The following is a 20,904-nucleotide window of genomic DNA, read 5'->3' as shown; positions in this document are numbered from 1 at the left end:
AAAAGTACCGCCTCTACAAGTATTGTTGCTATTTTTTTCCCGAAATGATAGTATAATACAATATAACAGTCCCGCGCTCTACATTTCAGAAGGGAGGCTGTACCAGGCTGTACCAGACTGTCCGGTTGTGATATTACGCTAATAGAAAGGGCTTTCCTCCATGATTCCTTTTATTCTTGTATGCAAACGAATTTCAGATAAATTCATTAAAGACGAGATGACCGTTTACGCGGCTCAGGCATCTTTTTTTATCGTGCTGTCATTTTTTCCTTTTATCATGGTACTGATGACTCTTGTTCAGTTTGTCCCCCATCTATCAGCCGATATGCTGATAACGGTCCTGGCCGCCCTGATTCCGAATATCAATAAGTCGCGCCCTCTCCTTGAGAACGCCATCTCGGACCTCTATATCCACTCTCCCGGCGTGATCCTGTGGATCACCATACTGACCGCCCTCTGGTCGGCCTCTAAAGGTATGATGAGCATGGAACGGGCGCTGAACAGAATCTGGGGTCCTCAGGAAAAGCGAGGCTATATCATGTCACGCTTAATCTGTACGGGATATACATTTATATTTCTGATCATGTGTATCATGTCCCTTTTGCTGCTCGTTTTCGGCTCGGCCATACAGAACTTTATCGCTCATACGATTCCGATTATTTCCGAGATTACACAGAATATATTAAATTTGCGCACGTTGCTCGCTGTAGCTATTCTGATTACTTCATTTACCAGCCTCTACGCGATTCTTCCGAGAAAAAAGCTAAAGTTAAAGCTCCAGTTGCCTGGAGCTGTATTTTCCAGCCTGGGCTGGATCCTGTTTTCTTTTGGTTTCTCAATCTACTTTAATCATTTCAGCCGTTTCTCCTACACTTACGGAAGTCTGACTGCAATCGTACTCCTTATGTTGTGGCTGTACTTCTGCATCTGTATTCTCTTTGTCGGGGCGGAAATCAATTATTTCTACGTCCGCTACAAAGAAGGCAGCTTCCATCCCTATGGCTTCGAGGACTGCTGAAAAGAAGTGAGTGCTTTTTGAGGGCAGCGATAGTACCGTCCATCCTGGATGTCTATCCTGTCCTCTACTTTTTCTCCAAATGCCAGCGCTACCGCCGACTGGAAAATCGCGTCCGCATACGTGTGAATATCCTGATTCACCGTTCCCAAAAGCTTCCCGGCTTCCAGCGCTTCCATTCCTACCGGTGTCCCGTCAATTCCAACGACATAGATTTTTTTCATGATTCCTTCCCTGTCAATGGCGTCAATCGCCCCCAGGGCCATATCGTCGTTATTGCAGATCACCAGTTCAATCTCATCCGGATATTCTTTCAGCCACTGTTCCATCAGGGCAGACGCCTGATTTCTGTCCCAGTTGGCGATGCCTCCCGTCAGTTTTTCAATCGGCACCCCTTCATCTCTTATGGTCTGCACAGACCACTCTGTCCGGATCAGGGAATCCTGATGGCTCGACTCCCCCTCCAGAAGGACATACTTCACTACCCCGTCCCCGTTCTCATCCAGAAGCTCTTGATTATTTCTGTAAAAGTCCGCTACAATTTCCCCCTGAAGCACCGCGGACTCCTTTGCATCTGCTCCGATATAATACAGCTTGTCCCACCGGTTCATATCCTCTTCTACCGGTTCTCTGTTGAAAAACACCACAGGAACGTTGGCATCCATGGCCTGGCCAATGATGTTGGTCGCCGACGAACGGTCAACCGGATTGACGCACAGTACATCACAGCCCAGGGAAATAAATCGCTCGATCTGGTTGTCCTGCACATTCTGATTTTCCTTCGCGTCTGAAATGTCCATGGTCACTTTAATTCCCGTTTCCTTCTCGTAATTCTTGGCGATCGCTTCCAGCTCCGCCCTCAGGCTGGAAATAAATGTATCATCCCACCGATAGACAGAAACTCCAATGCGCACCGCATCCTTTTCCTCTGTCTTTTTATCCTCCTTCATATGGAAAAAGAAGACCGCACACACGCAGCATAATACTGCAGCCGCCAGTAATGTTACACCGAATGTTCTCTTTTTTTTCATATTACCTCTCCCGCTGCCGTTCCAGTTACTCAATTGGATACAGCATCTTTTCAAACCTCTTTGCCCTTAAATCCTTTTTTTCTATATAGTTTGCTTTCAGAGTTTCCGTACTCTTGCTTCCTGGATTGTTGATCATCTCCACAGCCCTCTGTATGCTCAGGTACCCGGCGTCATACTGATTGCAGACGACGATCCCGTCCACGATCTCCTCATCCATACGGTTTAAAACGGCTGTCGTTGCCCCGATTCCATACAGTCCTGAAACACTTCTCTGATATGCCGTGCTCCCCGCCAGAATCTCCGACGCCTTCGAAAGGCTGTCGCCGTCCAGCGCGATAATTGCAGACGGTCTCATTTCCGGGTAAACAAAGCTTTCGATCAGTTCCCTGCATGTGTCTTCACTCTGGCCTGCCACCAGGCTGTAATCGTACCCCGCTCTTTCCAATACGGCAGTAGCTCCCTCATAAACCTGGCGGTTCGGACCATAATCCAGACCGCTTGTCAGCAGGTAAACAGGAATATCTCTCCCCAAATGGCGGATCAGCCCCTCAGCCACCAGTTCCCCCGCTTCATAATAATCCATGGAAATATCAGAAACGGCAAGATCTCCGGCAGGCTGGGAATCGATCATCACAACCGGGCGGTTCAGCTGCTTTCCTTCCACCATTTTTCTGATATCCTGTTCATTTACGGGGGCCAGGACGATTGCCTTTGCCCCGTCCTCGATCTCACGTTTAATCATCATCTGCTGCTGCAGAGAATCATTATCCTCATAAAGAGTGATAAAATTTACATCGGCGGAATATTCCTTGGCTGCCTGATCCATCCCCTTTTTAAAGTTCTGATAAAAGCTGTCGCTGTCATCCCGTATGATGACGGATATGGGGAGAATCTCCGGTACCCGTTCCTTAATCAGCAGGTTGGTCGATGACATCAGGAACAGAAGAATCAGCACGATTACAGAGCAAACCCACCCGATTTTTTCTCTCTTTGACATTATCTCCCCTCCCTCTGCAGGATTTCCTGATATAAAACGGCCGGAAGATGAAGAATCACCGTTGTGCCTTCATCCGGCTCCGACTCAATCGTCAGACCGTAATCCTCTCCGAAGTACAGGCGGATTCTCTCATTTACATTGCGCACTCCAATGCCGGATCCCCTCTTGGAAGGCACGTGGTCAGAGTCCTGAAACAGGCGCTCAACCTGTTCTTCCGTCATTCCCAGCCCATTGTCCCCGACGCTGAAATACAGGTCCTTCTCTTCCCTCCAGACGCGTATGTGGATTTCGCCGTCTCCATCCATAAATTCCATTCCGTGGTAGATGGCATTCTCTACCATTGGCTGGAGCATGAGCTTTAAACTGGCCAGTTCCAGCACATCATCCGGAGCATCAATATCATAGGTGAATTTATTTTTAAAACGCATCTGCTGGATCATGAGATAATTGCGCACGTGTTCCAGCTCATCCCTCACCGGAATAATACTCTTTCCCTTGCTGAGGCTGATTCGGAAAAATCTGGCCAGTGCCGTTACAACGCGGACTGCGTCTCCCTTTTTCTCATTTTCAATCATCCACACGATAATATCCAGCGTATTGTACAGGAAGTGAGGATTAATCTGGGACTGGAGGGTGTCAAACTCGCTTTTTCGTTTCGATTCATGCTCCGCTACGATATCTTTCATCAGCGCCCTGATCTGAGTCGCCATATTTTGTATGGATTTTCCCAGATGGCGTATTTCATAGGAGCCGCCCACATATACCTTCGTGTTCAGATCGCCTGCTTCCAGCTCATTGACCGATTTTTCCAGCTCTCTGATGGGATCCGTTATCTTAGACGAAATATAGGCGTTAATCATGGTCAGAATAAAGAGAAACAGGGCCACAATAAAGACGATGAACAGCTTCGTTTTCAGCCTGCTCAGGGAAAATCCTGTCATGGGCGTGACGCCGACAATTCTCCATCCCGTATATCCCACGGTCTTCACCGTAACGACACGTTCCCGCCCCATAAATGTTTCCCGATGGCTTCCGTCTCTGTATGCGGCCGCTGAAAATTGTTTTCCTGTGCCAGGCCGGAGTCGATCAGCTGAGCCTTAGGGTGATAGATGATCTCCCCGCTTCCGCTGATCAGATACAGATATCCGTCATTGCCCAGCTTGACATCACTCAGCATCTGTTCCAGACTGCTGTAACGCAGATCCAGCATCAGAACGCCCTGGTTTGTAAACGGCCCTTCCGTAATCTCTACAGCCCTGCACATGGAAATGACCCACCGGTACTGTCCGCTGGCATTGTCGAAAATATACTGAACATGAGGGGTAGAAAACCAGATATTTTCCGGCCTGGCGAGAGCGCCCTCAAACCACGCTTCCTTCGTCACGTCCACTCTCGTCTTGAGCCTTGCGGCCGGCACGGATTCCATGATTGTCCCCTCTTTTGAAAACAGTACGATATTATCCACGCTCTCCTTGTTATTATCGTAAAGAAGCGTGATCTCCTGGCTGATAGAGCCATCTGAGAGATTTGCATTCTTTATGGTACCATAATAGAGAGAATCCGACAGCTTCATGATCGTTCTCAGATACGTGTCCACAGAACGCCCCACCTGTCTCACCAGATTCCTGTTTTCCTCTTCGATTGCAATGGAAAGCTGCGCCGACATCTGCTGATACATTGCAATGCCGATCAGCACGGCTGCTACCAGCGCAGTTACTGTAAAATAGGTGAATATGGTATAGCGGATACCCATATGCCCGATTTTTTTCTTAAACGGGAACCTCTGCATGCTCTTTTACTCCCCCATAACGATTTTAATATAGCCTGCGCGGCTTACCCTGTCATACTTTTCTCCACCGGCCATTTTAACGGCTGCGTCAGCTGCCATATGAGCCTGGGATTTATAGTCATTTAAAACGGTGCCCGTCATTCTTCCATCTCTTACCATGCCTACTGCTGGTTCCAGGGCGTCTACTCCCATAAGATAGATATCCTTTCCCACCGTGCGTCCCGATCTTTTCAGAGCCCGCTCCGCGCCGATGGCCATGGCGTCATTGCCGCACAGGATCACTTCCGCCTCATCTTTGTACTGCGCCAGCGCTTCCGCAGCAAGGCGCTCCCCTTCATCTTCCTGCCAGTTGCCTGCCTTTTCAAAGAGAGTTTCAACCTCGTATCCGCCGTCTTCCATCGCTTTTTTCGCATATTCCGTACGGTACGCAGCCTCCTGACTGCCGGCCTCTCCCGTTATCACGATGCACGAAATGATCCCGTCGCCGTTGATATCTCCGTGATCCGGCATGCTGAGCACGATTTCGCCCTGATACGTCCCGGCCTGGGTCTGGTCTGTTCCTACGTAGCACGCGCCGATCTTCTCTGCCTTCCATCGTTCAATCTCCGATTCCGGCGGCTCCCGGTTGATAAATACTGCCGGAATTCCAGCCTCCGAACAGAGATCTACCATTCTTTCCGTCCTGGAAGCGTCCACAGGATTTATAATCATAACATCGGGAGCTGTTTTTATAAATTCCTCCAGCTGTTTGTCCTGAACGGCCGCGCTACCGCCCCCGTCTGCGATTTTCACCTCGGCGCCATACGTTTCGTCCAGATATTTTTTCAGTTCTTCCCTGTAAAGGGTCATGAAATCATCGTCATAATCATAGATGCTGATTCCGACCGTTATGGACTCTCCCTCTTTTTCCTGTACGGCAACGCCGGGATTGGACGGCGAACCGCTGCAGGATGTAAGAGGGAAAATGACGCAGCAGAAAGCTGTAACCAGCCATTTTATTTTCATTTTGCACCCCTGTATTTTGTAGGCGAAACTCCAAATTTCTTTTTAAACACATAGCTGAAATAATTCTGTTCCTGGTAGCCTACCTTGGAAGCAATGACATATGTCTTGTCATCCGTCTTATTCAGCAGTTCCACCGCCTTATTCAGCCTTACATCCGTCAGATATGCGATATAGGCCTGTCCCGTTTCCTTTTTGAACATCGTGGAGAAATAAGCCGGGCTCATATGGAGATGGCGGCATATTTTCTCTACGGACAGCTCCGGATCATGGTAATTATCCAAAATGTACTGTTTTGCCTCCTGAATGACATTCCGCGTCGTATTCGTACGCTCTTCGCTGATCGCCTCATTGATCCTCACGGCAGAGGTTGTCAGCCATGTACAGAAATCTTCCCGTTTCTGAAGGCTGCTTATGATTTCAAAGTAGTCCCTGTCCGAACCGAACATCTCGGTAATATTTAAGTCATACTGCTGAATGAGCTGAATAACCGTATTCATAACGCTTAAAATATACGCCTGGTACTGGCGGAAATGGACCTTTGCATCATCCATCTTTTCCACCACGCCGAATACCGTCCGTTCGATCTTTTCCCTTGGTCCAAACTTGATGGCCGCTATGAGCTCTGATTCTTCCTGCGACGAAAACTGGAGCTTGCCGCGGCTGACCGGTTCTACGTCATTGATATAGATCACGCTTCCCTCGCCTACGATCGCCCGGTATCCCAGCGCATCCATCGCCGTCTGAAAGGAGCGCTTCATATCCCTTAAATCCAAACAGCTTTCTCCCACGCCGATCGTAACCTTTACTTCCAGAATTCTCGCGCATTCCTTGCATATATCCACAAGCAGCTCCATCATCCCCGTCTGAGTATTCTCGCCGTCGATCGCCGCAATCAGCACCATTTCCGTCGAGGAATTGAACATGGTGAACCGGCAGTAATCTTCCAGCTTTTCTTCCATAATCTTTTTTACCGATATCGGAATCAGCTCCCTTTCTCGATGAAGGGACAACGTCTCCCGTCCGCCTCTGCCGTCCCGTTCCACGTCGGCTACAGCAATAAGCCATTTCTTCGCGTCGAGAATATCGATCCCGTACTCCAGAAGCCTCCTGTCAATCTCTTCTTCATCCGCCTCGCCCCGGACCATATCGTTCAGATAGTGCTCTCTGATGATCGGCAGGCTGTTTCTGTAGCTTTCCCGCAGAGTATTCACATTCCGCTTCTGTTCAATCTCCTCGTCCAGATTCTTTTTTATTTTCTTCAAAATCGCCGTCAGCTCTTCTACATTGACCGGCTTCAGAATATATTCCGTCACATTTAGTTTGATGGCCTTCTGGGCGTACTCAAAATCGTCGAATCCAGAGAAGATCACCACTTTTGTAAATGGGTATTTCTGGCTGATTTTTTCAGTCAGCGTGAGGCCGTCCATATAGGGCATACGGATGTCCGTCAGCACGACGTCCGCTTCCAGATTCTCCAGCTTTTCAAGAGCGTCTTCGCCGTTTTCCGCGTCACCCACCACCTGAAAACCAGCCGCCTCCCAGTCGATCTTCTTAATAATACTCTTGCGCACCTCTTCTTCGTCATCCACCAGCATAATTCTGTATAAATTCATCGTATGTCCTCCAATGCGGTCAGCAGTTTCTCGTTGCTCTTCCTGTCCTTCACACAGATGCGGTAATATCCCCGCTGAAGGCCCTCATAATTATGGCAGGACCGGATCAGGATTTTGCGCTTCTTCATCTTCTCATACAGGCTGTTTTCTCCATCTTCGTCATCCGGGACCCAAAAGAACAGGTAGTTAGCCTTGGAATCATATACTGTAAATGAAAGGTCTGAAAGACCTTTTTTCAGATATTCCCGTTCTTCCCGTACAAGCAGCCGCACCTGGCTGACGTAATCCTTTTCCTTCAGCGCTGCCGTCCCCGCCTCCTGTGCAATTCCCGACACGCTCCATGGCTGTCTTACCGCCTCCATGGCAGAAATCAGCTCCTGACTGCCTGTTATCCCATATCCCAGACGGAAGCCGGCCATAGCATAGAGCTTTGTAAACGCCTTCAGCACGAAAAGCCCCTGGTAATCCTCGATGCTTTCCAAAACGGAGCTGGCCTCCGGATCATCCAGAAATTCATTAAAGCATTCATCCACTACGAGAACCGTCCGGTTCCTGCTGCACGCCTCTGCCATCTTTTTCACCGTTTCCTTCGGCAGAGCAAAGCCCGTCGGATTATTGGGATTGCACAGAAATGCAATATTTATGGAACTGTCCAGCATGGATATCCACCGCTCTGGATCCAGCTGAAATCCTTCTTCTTTTTTCATGACGCACGTAACGATCCGTGTGCCAGCCGCCTTTAACGCTTGCTCATATTCCAGAAACGACGGCGCAGTAAGCAATGCTTTTTTCGGCTTTACGGCCTGAATGATCTGAAAGATCAGGTCGGCCGCACCATTCCCGCATATAATCCGTTCTTCCTTCACCCCATGGTGAACTGCCAGAGCCTTAATCAGCTTCCTGCACTGGCTGTCGGGATAAACGGAAAACGAATCCAGCCCTGCCATAACCGCCTGCCTCACTCCGTCCGGCAGTCCCAGCGGACTTATATTTGCGGAATAATCCAGTTCTGTTTCCTGGCTGTATATATCTCCTCCATGCAGGTATTCTGCCACGTTTCTCATCCTTTCTCCATACTGGCGGGACGGGACGATAGGCATCTAAGCCGCCCTGAACCGTTATCCTGAAGCCTTAAACTGTCATCCATACTGCCGCAGACATCAGCAGCGCCAGACATGACGCCAGATACATCATCCTGTTGGCGCGCCTGATATCCTCCGCCTCTGCCGGGCGCTTCCTGTCGCCGATCGTCGGTTTCTTTACCACCCGGCCGAAATAAACGGCGTCACCTGCCAGCTGCAGCCCCAGCGCTCCTGCGCAGGCCGCCTCTGTCTGGGCGGAATTGGGGCTCTTATGGTTTCTCTTATCTCTCCAATAAATTCTCCATGCCCCTTTCCCGTCAAATCCCAGAAGAAATGAGGAAAAAACCATGAGAATACCCGATATTCTGGCGGGAATCCAGTTCAGCACATCGTCCAGCCTGGCTGCCGCCCTGCCGAAATATTCATACTTTTCATTGTGATAACCGACCATGGAATCCATGGTATTTACTGCTTTATAAAAAAATCCAAGAGGCGCGCCTCCCACTGCCATGAAAAGCAGAGGGGCAATCACGCCGTCCGATGTATTTTCCGCTACTGTTTCGACCGCAGCCTTTGTAATGCCTTCTTCCGTCAGGCACGACGTATCACGGCCTACGATCATGGAAACCGCCGTTCTCGCCGCCTCCACATCTCCTTTTTTCAACGCCTTATATACCTTCATGCTCTCATCTCTCAGCTCTCGCCGCCAGAAGCTGATAGCACATCACGCTTTCCAGTGCAAGACGTACCCAAAAACCGGCCAGGCCGGCCGCCCACAGAAGGATTACAGCCATACCTGACGCTGCTCCTGTTACAACGGCACAGAGAAGAATTCCTCCTGCCGTCTCACCTGCCCTTGTGGCAGGGACTGCTTTTCTTATTATTTTTTCTGATCTGCTGATCAGACTGCCAATACTCCTAACCGGATGGTACCATCCATGGGGATCTCCCAGCAGCAAATCCAGCAGAAAACCGATTGCCAATGGCGCCATCATTCTTTCCCGTCTTTCTGTTCTGCGTCTATTTCCGCCGTCTATTTGATTCTCTGTCCGATTCCCGCCACCACACGGTACACCTCTTCTGCACGGGCTGCCAGAAACTGTCCCGTTCTTCCCGCCGCCTCACGGTATCTACGCTCCTGCGCGTCCTGAGGCACAATTCCATATCCGATTTCGTCCATGATAATGACAACATCCGGATTTTTTTCGATTATGCCAGCTGTAAATCCAATAATCTCATCCTCTTCCCGGCCTTCCTGAACCATCCTCAGGATGTATTCATGAAACGCCAGAACCGCCTGCCGGCTCTCAGCCTCTTCATACGAGCTGTCTCTTCCGTCCGCAAAGGACTGAATTCCTTCCATGGCAGACAATACCCACCTTTTCTTTCCCTGCCAGGCTCCTCCTGTAACAAACTTCATTTTCTTTCACTCCTGCTGTCTGCTCTGATCTGCCAAAGTCCATATGTCTACCGCCCCTTTATATCCCGGCTTTTGTAATCACGACAATTACAAAAAGGAGAATCAGTTCTTCCAGCTGAAGGAAATAACCTGCAATATCTCCTGTAATTCCGCCGAACTGCTTCTTTCCCAGCCAGTAGTAATGGATAAATCCCAAGGCTCCCGCTGCCGCAAGAATAACTGCCGCCGCCGGCCCTCCGGCCGCAAAAAACCAGATAACCGCCAGGACCAGATATGCAGCCATCGCCGCCGTAACGGCTCCCGTCCTTGCGCCGTCGGCAAACATGGCCGCAAGGCCGCTCTTTTTAGCCTTCGGAAATCTCACTACGGACAGTCCGCTGAATGCCCGGCTCATCACGGGAACTCCGGCCAGGAGCAGAATGCCCCTTTCATTTATTTCCGAAAAAAGTCCGGCCGTAAGTATCATATATGTCACACATCCGATCACAGCAAATGCTCCTGCATGGGGATCCTTTAATATCTCCAGCTTTTTTTCCATCGGCTGGTAAGAAGAAAGGGCATCCACCGTATCTGCAAAACCGTCCATGTGGATTCCGCCTGTCACCAGTATAGGCAGAACCGTTCCAAAACACGCCGTCGCCATAGCCGAAAGCCCGGCCCCAGCTGCCGCCCTCCACATGATGAGATACAGGATTCCGATTACCGCTCCCACCAGGGGGAAGAAGCACATGGCATATTCCATCCGCTCTTTCGTCCAATCCGTCCTGGGCATTGGAATCTTGGAATACATGGAAAAAGCGATCGCCATACTTCCGAATATCTTCACTTTTCGTCCTCTCTTTTCTGTCCTTTTCCATTTAACAGTATAGGGCTTTTTTTACTGCCCGTCAAACTCTATTTCAGACCTACCGGGATTCCATAAACGACTTCCACCACCTCGTCCGCCATCGATGCCATCGTTTCATTTATTCTGCCCAGAAGACGCCTGTAGCACTCTGTCTCCCTGTCGTACCGGTTTCCGTCGGAAAACACCTCGTTCGTGACTACAACAAGATTTTCCGACTGTCTCAAAAGCTCTTTTACCCCCATGATGATTTTTTCCGCGGTCTGCTCCGCCCGCTCTCTTTCCCTGTCTCTTTGAATCTCCGTTCCGCCAAACAGTTCATTGGCGGCCAGATTGGACATGCATTCCAGCAGTACCGTGCTTCCCCCGGGTATATCTGCCTCGTGGATGTCCCGATATTTTTCCACCGTGACGAATCCCTTTTCCGCCCGCATGGTTCGGTGGCGTTCAATTTTCCTCCTGCACTCCTCATCCCATGGAATCATAGTCGCCAGATAGATCCGTCCCCTTCCCTTCAACGAAAGCACCCGTTCTTCCGCATAAGCCGATTTCCCGCTTCCGCTCCCGCCAGTGACTACCGTCATCATTCGTCCTGTTCCCCTTCTTTCTCGCTCTTTCGGTTTTCATCTTCCGGAAACTCCTGATATTCTTCCACATGAATATCCTGAAACGTACTCATCTTCGTATAGATGGAAAGAGCCATGTCCAGCAGGGGCAGAAATGCCAGCGCTCCCGTGCCTTCTCCCAGGCACATTCCGGCTTCGATGGCCGGGGTCAGGCCGAGGGCGGAAAGGACCATCTTTCCTGCAGGCTCTGCCGATACGTGGGAAGCGATCATGTAATCAGAGGCTTTTGGGCAGATTGCAGCCGCCGCCAGGGCAGCTGCGCCGGAGATAAATCCGTCCACTACCACAGGAATCCGTGAAACCGCACCGCCAAGGCAGACGCCGGCAAGTCCGGCAAGATCCAGCCCCCCCACCTTGGAGAGTACGTCCAGGCCGTCGTAAGGGTCCGGTTTTCTCTCCCTGATTCCTTCCCGGATTACGGAAATTTTCCTATGCAGTCCCTGGTCGGAAAGGCCGGCTCCCCTTCCTGTCACTTCTTCCGGATTCCTTCCCAGAAGAACGCATGCCACTGCGCTGCTGGTGGTCGTATTGCCGATCCCCATCTCTCCCATTGCAATGATGCCATATCCTTCTTCTTTCAGTTCTTCCACCAGGCGGATCCCCGTCATCACCGCCTCCTCTGCCTGTTCCCTCGTCATAGCGGGACCTTTCAGAAAGTTGTTCGTTCCCCACATCACCTTTTTGCTCAGCAGAGGATGAACGCTGCCGCAGTTTTCCAGAGTTCCCGCCACTCCGATATCGACCGGAAATACGTCCGCTCCGGCGTGTCCCGCCATAATACAGGAACAGGTGTCTCCCTTCGTAAAATTTTCCGTCACAATCGCCGTCACTTCCCGGCCGGTCTGTGTAACTCCTTCTTCCACGATTCCATTGTCGGCGCACATGACGACAAGGGCCTTTTTCCCCAGCGAAATGTCCGCGCTGCCCGTCATACCGGCAATTTTAATGATATCCTCCTCCAGAACTCCCAGGCTGTGGAGCGGTTTCGCCACCGCGTTCCATCTGGCAGCAGCCAGAGCCTTTGCCTTCTCATCCGACGGTGATATCATTTTCAGTTTCTCCATTAACTCCATATTTTCCAACAACTTCCTTTCCTTCCCTGTCACTTCTTCTCCGTCCGGCAGCCTTTGTATCTCCTGTATTTCCCATATTCCACACATGACCGTACAAATCCTTTTGCATAAGACGGCCCAGATGGGTAATACAGGTGGGGAAAGCCTGCCGTTATATTTAATTCTGTACGGATACAGTCCCATCCTTTTTTTCCAGCTGGCTTTTCCGCATGAAAAGAACTGCCGTTTTCCGTACTGTCCCAGTAATGGAATTCATGGCCCCGTATGGTATCTCCCGCTTTCATAAAACCGCCATTCTTGCCGGCCGTCAGTTCAATATAGCCGAATCTGTTGAGCTTTCCCGTACGGAATCCCTTTCCCTTCAGCACTCCTGCCATGGGATAAAAACGGCCGTCTTCCCCTTCCAGCTCTTCCTGAAGGTAGAGGAAACCGCCGCATTCGGCACTGATCGGCATTCCGTTTTTCGCCGCCTCTCTGACCGCCTCATTCATCGCGCTGTTTTCTGCCAGCTCACGGGCGCAGCTTTCCGGATATCCGCCGCCCAGAAGAAGTCCGTCCGTTTCTTCCGGAAGCTTCCCATCACGCATCGGGCTGAAATACAGAAGCTCCGCTCCCAGTTCCTCCAGCATGGCCAGATTTTCCTGATAATAAAAACAGAAGGCTTCATCCATGGCAACAGCTATTTTTACCGTTTTGTTCTCAGCCGGAGAGCTGCTCCGGTTCTCATCGCCCGCCAGATCTACGTCGTCTTTCAGATTTACGCCGTCCGTCTGGCTTTCGCCGCTGGACAGGCTCTCCGCTTCTGAAGCAATGGACAGCAGGCGGCCGATATCCAGATAGCGTTCCATCCCTTCCGCCAGGCGTTCTACCGTCTCCCTCACATTTCCAATCTCATCCGGCAGCATAAGGCCCAAATGGCGGCTTTCCCATCTCCAGTCGTCCAGTGCAGGCAGACAGCCTAAAAATGCTACTCCCTGTTCTTCCACGCATGATCTCAGCCGGCTTTCCATCATGGGATTCGTCCTGTTGGCAATCACCGCGGCGATTCTGCTGTCCTTCCGATATTCCCGAAAGCCCTTGATGACCGCCCCCATGGAAAGGCTCATCCCTTTTCCATCTATGACCAGTATCACCGGTGTTTTTGTAATCCGGGCAATATCGTAGGAACTGGCCCGGGTGCTGTTTCCTCCCAGGCCGTCATAATATCCCATTACGCCTTCCATTACGGCAATATCCGTATTCTTCATTTCGTTCCGGATACGTTTCCTGATCGCTTCTTCCCCTGAAAAATAAGAATCCAGGTTGCCTCCCGGCACACCCAGTACCTGCCTGTGGAACATGGGATCTATGTAATCCGGCCCGCACTTATAAGCGCGTACCGATAAATTTCTGTTTTTCATAACGGTTAAAAGGCCGCAGGTCAGAAGCGTCTTTCCGCTTCCGCTTTTTGGCGCGGCCACCATAATTCTTCCGTACATGTCACATCACCTCTGGTTATTTTCATTTTTTCCAACCAATATTCATCAATTTGATTTAATTCTCATTTCCTCCAAATGAAAGGATATAGACAGGATTTTGTCCCTGCATGAGGTGATATGCTCCTGCTTTTCTCGCCTTCGCCACCTGTACGGATACGATCTCCGGCTCGATGCCCCGGCGCTTCAGGCTCTCCACCGCCAGACAGAGGCTTTCTACAGCGATTACATTTATGACAATTCTGACCGACGGATTCTTTTCCAGTAGCACGTCCAGGATTTCATCCACATTACCGGATGTGCCTCCCAGAAACGCATGGGTAGGCGCGGCCAGGCCCTCCATTGCTTTTGGAGCCGTCCCTTCTATAATTTCCATATTTTCTGTCTGAAACTTCTCCCTGTTAGCCTTCAGAAGCCGGATGGCCTCCGGATTTTTTTCTATGGCAAATATTCTGCCGCTTTTGATAACCTGTCCGCTCTCTATGGAAACAGAGCCTGTCCCGGCCCCCACGTCGTAAAGGACAGAAGACTCAGACAATTCCAGCTTGGAAATAGATACGGCACGCACCTCGCTTTTCGTCATGGGCACGTCCCCTCTCAAAAACACCTCATCTCTCATCCTTTATTCCTCCTGCATTCCTTTTCCACCCAGACGGCGGACAGCGGGGCAAATTTCAGCTCTTTCAGCTCGCCTGGCCTGCCGCTCCTGATCCTCTCGTCTTCATAAGAAAGCCGTTCTCCTACAAAGACGGTGTACACGTCTCCTCGCCTAACCTCTGCCATCTGAAGCCGCCTGCACAGTTCATTAACCCCGTTCTTACCGCCTGAGAGAAGAAAAACAGCGTTCTTTTCTTCCATCCGTTCCAGTTCCTCTTCGATCCTGCATTCCCGGCCATGGCTGCTCAGAAGAAGAACGTTCTGCCACTCTCGTTTCAGCCTGGAGGCCATATAGGAAACCGTCGGTATTCCCGGTATAATCTCCGTCTCAAATCCTTCCTCTCCTTTTTCCCGCCTTTCACTGATATACGCCTCCAGGCCGGAGGCGCCGCTGTAAAAGCCGGTATCACCGGAATAGACGACAGCCGCCCGCATAATTTCCGGATGGCATTTCAGCCAAGAAATGACCGCTTTCGGCACATATTCCCCTATGAGCTGATGATGGGAGGCATACGCTTTTACACTTTCTAACATCCTGGGCGCGCCGAAGACAGCCTGGCTCTCCCGGATACAGGATATGGCTGCGCCCGTCAGCTGGCCCGGTCCGCCCATACCGATTCCCACCAGGAAGATTCTCCTCTCATTTAAATCCTTTTTTTCTTCCGGCTTTTCCCCTGACTCTGATCTTCCGTTTTTTTTCTCTTTCCGGCCCGTACCGTACTCTGACAGCACCTTTTCTGCCTCGGCTACGCTCACGCCTCTTCTTTCACCGGACGGCCGATTACCACCGCCTGTATGCCCAGTTCTTCAGCTGCGCTGATTTTTTCCGCAAATCCCCCGGCCGCTCCCGCTTCCTTTGTCACCAGAAAGCGAATGTTCAGCTGGCGCATCATGGCCGCGTTCATCTCCCTGGAAAACGGTCCCTGCATGGCAATCACGTGCTTTCCTCTGATGGAAAGACTGCTGCACTTTTTCAGCACCTCCACAGAAGGAAGGACTCTTACAAACAGCCGTTCCTCATACCCCGGGACCTTCGTAAATGTCTCCAGCTCTTTACTTCCCGTAGTCACCAGAATATTTCCCGCTCTGCCGGAAAGATAGCCGGCTGCTTCCTCTGCGGAACGGACAGATACGATCCCATCCCACCCTGACGCAGATTCTTCTCTGACGATGCGCAGCCTTCTGATTCCCAGAAGCCCGCAGTTCTTTTTTATGTATTCTGATACGCATGCCGCGTAAGGATGGGTGGCATCCACCACCATATCCGGCTGAATTTCTTCCATCCACGCTTTCATCTCAGCTTCCGTAAGCGCTTTCTCCTGAACTTCAAGCAGCGGGCTTTCCGGCAGCAGACTGCCTCCATATTCGGAAACTGCGCTGTAAACAGCCGCAATTCCATTGTCTATACAGGATTCCGCCAGGCGGCGCCCTTCGCTCGTTCCTCCGAAAATCATGATTTCTGCCATTATTCTCTCCCTGTCCTGATTTTCATTTCTTTTACCGCAGCTGCGGCGGTGACTCCGTTCATCCGTATCTTTCCTGCCGTCAGACGGCCGTACCGTCCTTCCCTGTCTGCGGCTGCCAGCACTGCCGCCCGTTCGCAGACATTACCTGTACCCACCGTGTTCCTCACAAATTCCGATTCGTGAAATTCACCTGGAACGTGCTCCAGCTCCTTAGCCGTAAATGTCACAAATTCTGTACCCAGCCGCTCTGCGAGAGCGGCAATTCCAGGCTCATCTGCCTTTTTGTCTATGCTCGCTACGAGGCAGACACTCCTCTCATCAATTCCCGCTTCCGTCAGCAACCGCTCTGCCGCCTCCCAAACAGCGCCGGCAGACACCTGTTTTCTGCAGCCGATCCCCAGAACCACATTTCTTGGTATCAGCTTCAGAATCTTTCTGTTTTTGCTTTCCAGACGATTCACCGTAACTGCAATCGACGGAGTTCCCTCCTTCTCCGCTTCCTCCTTCGAGATGAAAAAGAGTTCATCCGGAAGCCGCCCCTCGATTGGAAAATCACTGATGATTCCGATTCGTTCCCCTTCCAGGATACGTGCTGAAATTTCCTTTGCCATCATTCGGTCTGTCAGAATCAGCCCATTTTCTCCTGCAAACACGTCCACTGCAAACTTTCCATTCAAATCGGTAGCCGTAGTGATGACAGGAACAGCTCCCAAAGCCTCTGCTGCCTCCGCCGCCAGTTTATTCGCCCCGCCCATATGTCCGGAAAGGAGAGGTATGGAAAATTTTCCCTGCTCATCCACCGCCACAACGGCAGGATCCGTCATCTTGTCACGCAGACACGGTGCAGTCAGACGGACAGCAATTCCAGCTGCCCCCACGCAGATGATTCCGTCCGTATCCTGAAAACGCTTTTCCATCCAGCTGCCTGCGTTCTCATCCAAATTCTCAATTCGCCCGTCGATCATAGATTCCGTCCGGAATTTATCTTTTATGTATACCCTGCATGAATGCCTGTCTCCCAGAGCCTCCAAAAGCTTTTGTGAGACAGACGCTCCTGATCTTGTAAAACTGATGACAGCTACCTTCATTCTTCTCCTCCTGCTTCTCCCAAAACGCCCAGTTCACTGGAAAACACGATTACGTCCATCGAGAGCCTCCCGTTCGTCCACAAAGCGATCTGTTTTCTGATCCTTTCTGCTATGACAGCTCCCGCCTTCCGCCTGATTTTTCTTTCCTCCAGAAGGATAGCGCCTCTTCCGTCGTGTTGGAAGAAAGGATCTTCTTTCTGAGTTCTTCCACTTCCTCCGTCCCCATCTCTTCGCTCGCCAGACATTCTTTCGTACAGTCCCACAGGATTTCCATCCTCCTGTCTCCATATTTGGAATGGGTATTTTCCACACCGCCTGCCGCCTTAATCAGCTTGCCTGCATGTCCTGCAAACAGTCCCCTGGTAAACCCTTCATCCGCTGCAATCCTCATGGACTCCGCTAAAAAATTGCTGCATTTAACAGCCGTCTCCAGCGAAATCCCCTTCTGTTCTTTTAAAAATGTCTCACCGTAATTTCCTGGTGTCAGGATCAGATACCGGCAGCCGCCGGCAGCTTCATATGTATATCCAGACGGATAGTTGCCACGAGGGCATCTTCACTCATCGGTTCCACGATGCCCGTGGTTCCCAGGACAGAAAGCCCGCCCTCGATTCCCAGTCTGGGATTAAACGTCTTCTCAGCCAGTTCTTTTCCCGCCGGTATCTCCACGGTAACGAGTAGCGGCTCCGTTTCCCCCCATTCCTCTTTCATCCGGAAGACCTCTTCCAGAATCATCGTTCTGGGCACAGGGTTGATCGCGTGTTTTCCCACAGGACAGGACAGACCCTGTTTTGTCACAATTCCAATCCCTTCTCCTCCCGTCACATAAACGCCGGGATATGCTTCACTGCCATACCACCTGTCAGCCTGCTGCCCGACCCGAAACAGCGGAATCCGTTGTACTGCCGCACAGATCAGAGTCCTGTTCGTAACATCAGGATCATCGCCTGAATCCTTTATGACCGCACAGCGGACAAAGTCTCTTTTCTTTTCTGTATTTTGTATCTTCAGCACGGTCTCTCTGCCGCCTGGCGTCATGATATGCACCTGATCCATACGCTTTCCGGAACACAAAAGAAAAGCCGCTGCCTTGGCAGCAGCGGCAGCACACGTTCCGGTGGTAAATCCGCTCCTTGGCTTTTTCTCCATCTGTTTCTCCCATCTGTTTCTTCCGGAAATCTTACCCGTAACTATCCTACATTATATGTGATTTTCTTTTGTCTTTCAATCATTCTTTTCAACGGCTTCTTTCTTCAGCTCTCTCTTACGTTTCGTAATCAGGCCGCCGATTCGGCCGCTCTCCTTGGCCGTCAGGCTTCTCCAGCCGCCCTGGATCACCTTATCTCCCAGCCCCAGTTCCGTTGCTATTTCAAATTTCAGCATATCCTCCGGTTTCAGATCCCTTGGGTCGAACCCCGTTTTTTCCGTTTTTTTCTTTTTATTTTCAGACATAATAAAAGGCATACTCCTTTCCAGAATTAAGTCCTGACAGGACGGCGCAAGGCCTTCCTTACAGTACTTCTTCCGAGAGTATGCCCGTTTCTATGCCCAATATTCAATCAGCAGTACGTATCCTTAGGGGCCTTTGGAATAATCACAAGCGCAGCGAGATAAAACAGAATTCCCGGTCCGCTGATACATAAAACGGCAAATATAAGCCTTACGATCGTAGGGTCTACATTAAAATATTCTCCAATCCCCCCGCAGATACCCGCCAGCATCTTATTTGTTTCCGAACGGTATAATCGTTTTTCCATCATCTGTTCCTCCATATCATTCTTCATCCTTAAATTCAACTGCAATCATGCCTGTATCACATTCCAGCTTCATTTTCCTTCCGGAACCGTTGCTGGAATTCCACTCTCCGCCTTTACCGTCTCCATAATACTGACCGCCAAGCAGGATTCCTCCCATTTTTGCCTTGACTGTATAGTCAAAATCGCTCTCTGCCTGATTTACAAAAATGTTCAGCTCACCGGACTCACATTCCACTTCCATCTCTCTTTCAGCCGTAACCTGAGAAAATTCTGCCACACCGGACTCGACCTCGATATCCAGCTTACCTGCCGACACGGACTCTACATCAAGCACCCCGTCCTTAACCTTGAATTCTGCCTCCTGGAATTCATAACCTTCCGGTACAAAGACCTGAATCTGTCTTTTTTCACCGATACGATTGCTTCCTGCAGGCTGCATCTTTACCTTCAGTTCACCTGCTTCTTCCTCATAGCAGGAAGACCGGCCTGTTTCATCAGAAATAGATACGGTAATCGCCGGACCTTCTGCTCCCTGTACCACCTGTACGGCGCCTCCGTCCACCTCGATCTCCATCTTTTTTATCCCCTCGAATACGATTTCCGATCCGTCCTCACTGAAAGAGGAAGGCGGTGTCTGAGGGACCGGCTGTATATGGTACGTACTCTCTTTCATAACCTCTGCGGCAATCTCGTTTTTTGCCCTTTTAATCTCTTCATGCAGTCTGGTATCCAGAGCAAACGCCACGGTAAGCACAGCCGTTCCAATTACAAGGCATGCCGTTCCGGCAATCAGTGATATCTTCGTAAATTTCTTCATACGCGTTTTCCCCTTTCCCTGTGAAAGATTCTGTCACACAGATCCCCTGTTTTCCGAAAAATCCAGGGAGCAGCCGTTCCATAAAACCACACGGCCAGAACCATGGCAAAGCATCCGCCTCCGATCAGGAGCAATCCGATCCCTATCAGCATAAGCCCCTCAAAGAACGCGCCGAACATAGTTACCAGTCCGAAAAAACAAAACGCTACGCCTCCCAGAATAATACAGCCAGCCACCAGTCCGATACAGATAAAGAAGAAACAGATTCCCATAATGCTGCCTACAATCGTCGCTGCCACTCCTGTTCCCATCTTCAGAAGAGTCGGCGCCACGAGGGCGATACAGAGTGCTAGTAAAATAAATTTAAGCGTTGGGTTCATTCTGTCCAACTTTCTTTCCTGTTTCTTATCTGTCTGCTTATTTCCATAAACTTCTTTTTCCTCCGGCAGATCCATCCTCTTCTGAATCTGATAGTTCGGGTCCTTAAAACGGTCGTCTCCATATCCCGTCTCCGTAAATTCTCCGCCCTCTTCCATATTTCCGCTGATCCCTGCCCGTATGATTGCGGCAATCCGTTCCGGGCTGCCGAATTCGCTGATCACACGTTCTTCATTCTCAGGGCCGGCCTCATCCAGATAATCCCTGTAATACTGCAGGGCATCTTCTTTTTCTTCTTCTTTTATGTCCTGAAGAAGATATTCCAGTTCCTTCATAAATTCTTCCTGCCTCATCAGATTGCCACCTCCAGAATCTTTGTAATCTTTCCTGAGTATTTTACCCATTCCCCTTGATATAAATTAAGCTGCACCCTGCCTTTTTCCGTTATTTTGTAATATCTCCTGTTTCTGCCGTCAATTGCCAGATCATAGACCTCCAGACATTCCTCTTTTAAGAGGCGTCTCAATACCGGATACAGGGTAGACTCTGATATATCAATAACATCTCTCACATCCTGGGTAATCTTATACCCATATGTTCCGTTCAATTCCCTGGATACTACAGCAAGGACGATCGCATCCAGAAGTGCTGCTCCCGTGTTGAATATCATGTGCTCTCCCTTCTTTCTTCCCGGCTCATGCCGGTTTTTAATTGTGTTTTAAATCCCACAATATTATTTAATTATATAATATGATTTTAAATCTCATATTA

22 protein-coding genes and 2 pseudogenes are annotated in these 20,904 nt (G+C 50.2%); 1 reads left to right on the top strand and 23 read right to left on the bottom strand.

The genetic code is table 11. The annotated features are described in order from the left end of the window. Window positions 1-160 precede the first annotated feature (160 nt). Window positions 161-1,018: a YihY/virulence factor BrkB family protein gene (locus tag DXA13_RS03880; protein WP_118242016.1), complete on the top strand. Its 858-nt coding sequence runs from the start codon at window positions 161-163 to the stop codon at window positions 1,016-1,018. Here DXA13_RS03880 and DXA13_RS03875 read toward each other — a convergent pair. The 23 genes and pseudogenes from DXA13_RS03875 to DXA13_RS03770 form a co-directional block, all read right to left on the bottom strand. Beyond that, on the bottom strand, window positions 997-2,046 hold the full coding sequence (locus tag DXA13_RS03875) for a galactose ABC transporter substrate-binding protein (RefSeq protein WP_118242015.1): 1,050 nt from the start codon (window positions 2,044-2,046) through the stop codon (window positions 997-999). The two genes, DXA13_RS03880 and DXA13_RS03875, sit on opposite strands and share 22 nt — an antisense overlap. Before the next feature lie 25 nt (window positions 2,047-2,071). Further along, window positions 2,072-3,043: a substrate-binding domain-containing protein gene (locus DXA13_RS03870; protein WP_118242014.1), complete on the bottom strand. Its 972-nt coding sequence runs from the start codon at window positions 3,041-3,043 to the stop codon at window positions 2,072-2,074. Continuing rightward, complete coding sequence (locus DXA13_RS22755) at window positions 3,043-4,056, bottom strand: sensor histidine kinase (RefSeq protein ID WP_347559685.1); 1,014 nt, start codon at window positions 4,054-4,056, stop codon at window positions 3,043-3,045. The genes DXA13_RS03870 and DXA13_RS22755 overlap by 1 nt, the downstream gene beginning before the upstream one ends. After that, window positions 4,029-4,832 carry a cache domain-containing protein gene (locus tag DXA13_RS22750; protein ID WP_347559684.1) on the bottom strand — a complete coding sequence of 268 codons (804 nt, stop codon included), beginning with the start codon at window positions 4,830-4,832 and terminating at the stop codon, window positions 4,029-4,031. The genes DXA13_RS22755 and DXA13_RS22750 overlap by 28 nt, the downstream gene beginning before the upstream one ends. A gap of 6 nt (window positions 4,833-4,838) precedes the next feature. Then, complete coding sequence (locus DXA13_RS03860) at window positions 4,839-5,837, bottom strand: galactose ABC transporter substrate-binding protein (RefSeq protein WP_118242013.1); 999 nt, start codon at window positions 5,835-5,837, stop codon at window positions 4,839-4,841. Further along, window positions 5,834-7,450 carry a response regulator gene (locus DXA13_RS03855; protein ID WP_118242012.1) on the bottom strand — a complete coding sequence of 539 codons (1,617 nt, stop codon included), beginning with the start codon at window positions 7,448-7,450 and terminating at the stop codon, window positions 5,834-5,836. The genes DXA13_RS03860 and DXA13_RS03855 overlap by 4 nt, the downstream gene beginning before the upstream one ends. Continuing rightward, the gene (locus DXA13_RS03850) at window positions 7,447-8,505 is read right to left on the bottom strand and encodes a histidinol-phosphate transaminase (protein ID WP_243008958.1); all 1,059 of its coding nucleotides are present in this window, start codon (window positions 8,503-8,505) and stop codon (window positions 7,447-7,449) included. The genes DXA13_RS03855 and DXA13_RS03850 overlap by 4 nt, the downstream gene beginning before the upstream one ends. A 76-nt stretch (window positions 8,506-8,581) precedes the next feature. Then, window positions 8,582-9,524, bottom strand: a pseudogene (cbiB, locus tag DXA13_RS03845) (adenosylcobinamide-phosphate synthase CbiB). Window positions 9,525-9,565: 41 nt separating this feature from the next. Further along, the gene (locus tag DXA13_RS03840) at window positions 9,566-9,952 is read right to left on the bottom strand and encodes a bifunctional adenosylcobinamide kinase/adenosylcobinamide-phosphate guanylyltransferase (protein WP_118242011.1); all 387 of its coding nucleotides are present in this window, start codon (window positions 9,950-9,952) and stop codon (window positions 9,566-9,568) included. 58 nt (window positions 9,953-10,010) lie between these two features. Then, window positions 10,011-10,778 (bottom strand): adenosylcobinamide-GDP ribazoletransferase, encoded by a 768-nt coding sequence (locus tag DXA13_RS03835; protein WP_118242010.1) that lies wholly within the window; start codon window positions 10,776-10,778, stop codon window positions 10,011-10,013. 68 nt (window positions 10,779-10,846) lie between these two features. Further along, window positions 10,847-11,383: a bifunctional adenosylcobinamide kinase/adenosylcobinamide-phosphate guanylyltransferase gene (locus DXA13_RS03830; protein ID WP_118242009.1), complete on the bottom strand. Its 537-nt coding sequence runs from the start codon at window positions 11,381-11,383 to the stop codon at window positions 10,847-10,849. Further along, complete coding sequence (cobT, locus tag DXA13_RS03825; RefSeq protein WP_118242126.1) at window positions 11,380-12,495, bottom strand: nicotinate-nucleotide--dimethylbenzimidazole phosphoribosyltransferase; 1,116 nt, start codon at window positions 12,493-12,495, stop codon at window positions 11,380-11,382. The genes DXA13_RS03830 and cobT overlap by 4 nt, the downstream gene beginning before the upstream one ends. 29 nt (window positions 12,496-12,524) lie before the next feature. Further along, window positions 12,525-13,973: a cobyrinate a,c-diamide synthase gene (locus DXA13_RS03820; protein WP_243008957.1), complete on the bottom strand. Its 1,449-nt coding sequence runs from the start codon at window positions 13,971-13,973 to the stop codon at window positions 12,525-12,527. A 55-nt stretch (window positions 13,974-14,028) separates the two neighbouring features. Beyond that, complete coding sequence (gene cbiT, locus DXA13_RS21485; protein WP_243008956.1) at window positions 14,029-14,589, bottom strand: precorrin-6Y C5,15-methyltransferase (decarboxylating) subunit CbiT; 561 nt, start codon at window positions 14,587-14,589, stop codon at window positions 14,029-14,031. Continuing rightward, complete coding sequence (cbiE, locus tag DXA13_RS03815) at window positions 14,586-15,383, bottom strand: precorrin-6y C5,15-methyltransferase (decarboxylating) subunit CbiE (protein ID WP_118242008.1); 798 nt, start codon at window positions 15,381-15,383, stop codon at window positions 14,586-14,588. Before cbiE ends, cbiT begins: the two co-directional genes overlap by 4 nt. After that, window positions 15,380-16,093 carry a precorrin-6A reductase gene (gene cobK / locus DXA13_RS03810; protein WP_118242007.1) on the bottom strand — a complete coding sequence of 238 codons (714 nt, stop codon included), beginning with the start codon at window positions 16,091-16,093 and terminating at the stop codon, window positions 15,380-15,382. The genes cbiE and cobK overlap by 4 nt, the downstream gene beginning before the upstream one ends. Next, window positions 16,093-17,181, bottom strand: a complete 1,089-nt coding sequence (locus DXA13_RS03805; RefSeq protein WP_118242006.1) for a cobalt-precorrin 5A hydrolase — start codon at window positions 17,179-17,181, stop codon at window positions 16,093-16,095. Before DXA13_RS03805 ends, cobK begins: the two co-directional genes overlap by 1 nt. Window positions 17,182-17,290: 109 nt before the next feature. Then, window positions 17,291-18,330 (bottom strand): annotated as a pseudogene (gene cbiD / locus DXA13_RS21480) (cobalt-precorrin-5B (C(1))-methyltransferase CbiD). A gap of 75 nt (window positions 18,331-18,405) precedes the next feature. Continuing rightward, on the bottom strand, window positions 18,406-18,633 hold the full coding sequence (locus DXA13_RS03790) for a small, acid-soluble spore protein, alpha/beta type (RefSeq protein WP_118242125.1): 228 nt from the start codon (window positions 18,631-18,633) through the stop codon (window positions 18,406-18,408). A 107-nt stretch (window positions 18,634-18,740) separates the two neighbouring features. Then, the gene (locus DXA13_RS03785; RefSeq protein WP_118242124.1) at window positions 18,741-18,938 is read right to left on the bottom strand and encodes a PspC domain-containing protein; all 198 of its coding nucleotides are present in this window, start codon (window positions 18,936-18,938) and stop codon (window positions 18,741-18,743) included. 16 nt (window positions 18,939-18,954) lie between these two features. After that, on the bottom strand, window positions 18,955-19,755 hold the full coding sequence (locus DXA13_RS03780; protein ID WP_118242003.1) for a DUF4097 family beta strand repeat-containing protein: 801 nt from the start codon (window positions 19,753-19,755) through the stop codon (window positions 18,955-18,957). Continuing rightward, window positions 19,752-20,486, bottom strand: a complete 735-nt coding sequence (locus tag DXA13_RS03775) for a DUF1700 domain-containing protein (RefSeq protein ID WP_118242002.1) — start codon at window positions 20,484-20,486, stop codon at window positions 19,752-19,754. The genes DXA13_RS03780 and DXA13_RS03775 overlap by 4 nt, the downstream gene beginning before the upstream one ends. Beyond that, entirely contained in the window at window positions 20,486-20,803 is a 318-nt protein-coding gene (locus DXA13_RS03770) for a PadR family transcriptional regulator (RefSeq protein WP_118242001.1), read from the bottom strand. Before DXA13_RS03770 ends, DXA13_RS03775 begins: the two co-directional genes overlap by 1 nt. Window positions 20,804-20,904: the final 101 nt, after the last annotated feature.

Origin of the sequence: Clostridium sp. AM58-1XD (assembly GCF_003464085.1) — a bacterium.
GTDB lineage: Bacteria > Bacillota > Clostridia > Lachnospirales > Lachnospiraceae > Lachnoclostridium_A.
The sequence above is the reverse complement of the archived record's forward strand: the minus strand, read 5'-3'. Positions and strand labels throughout refer to the sequence as shown.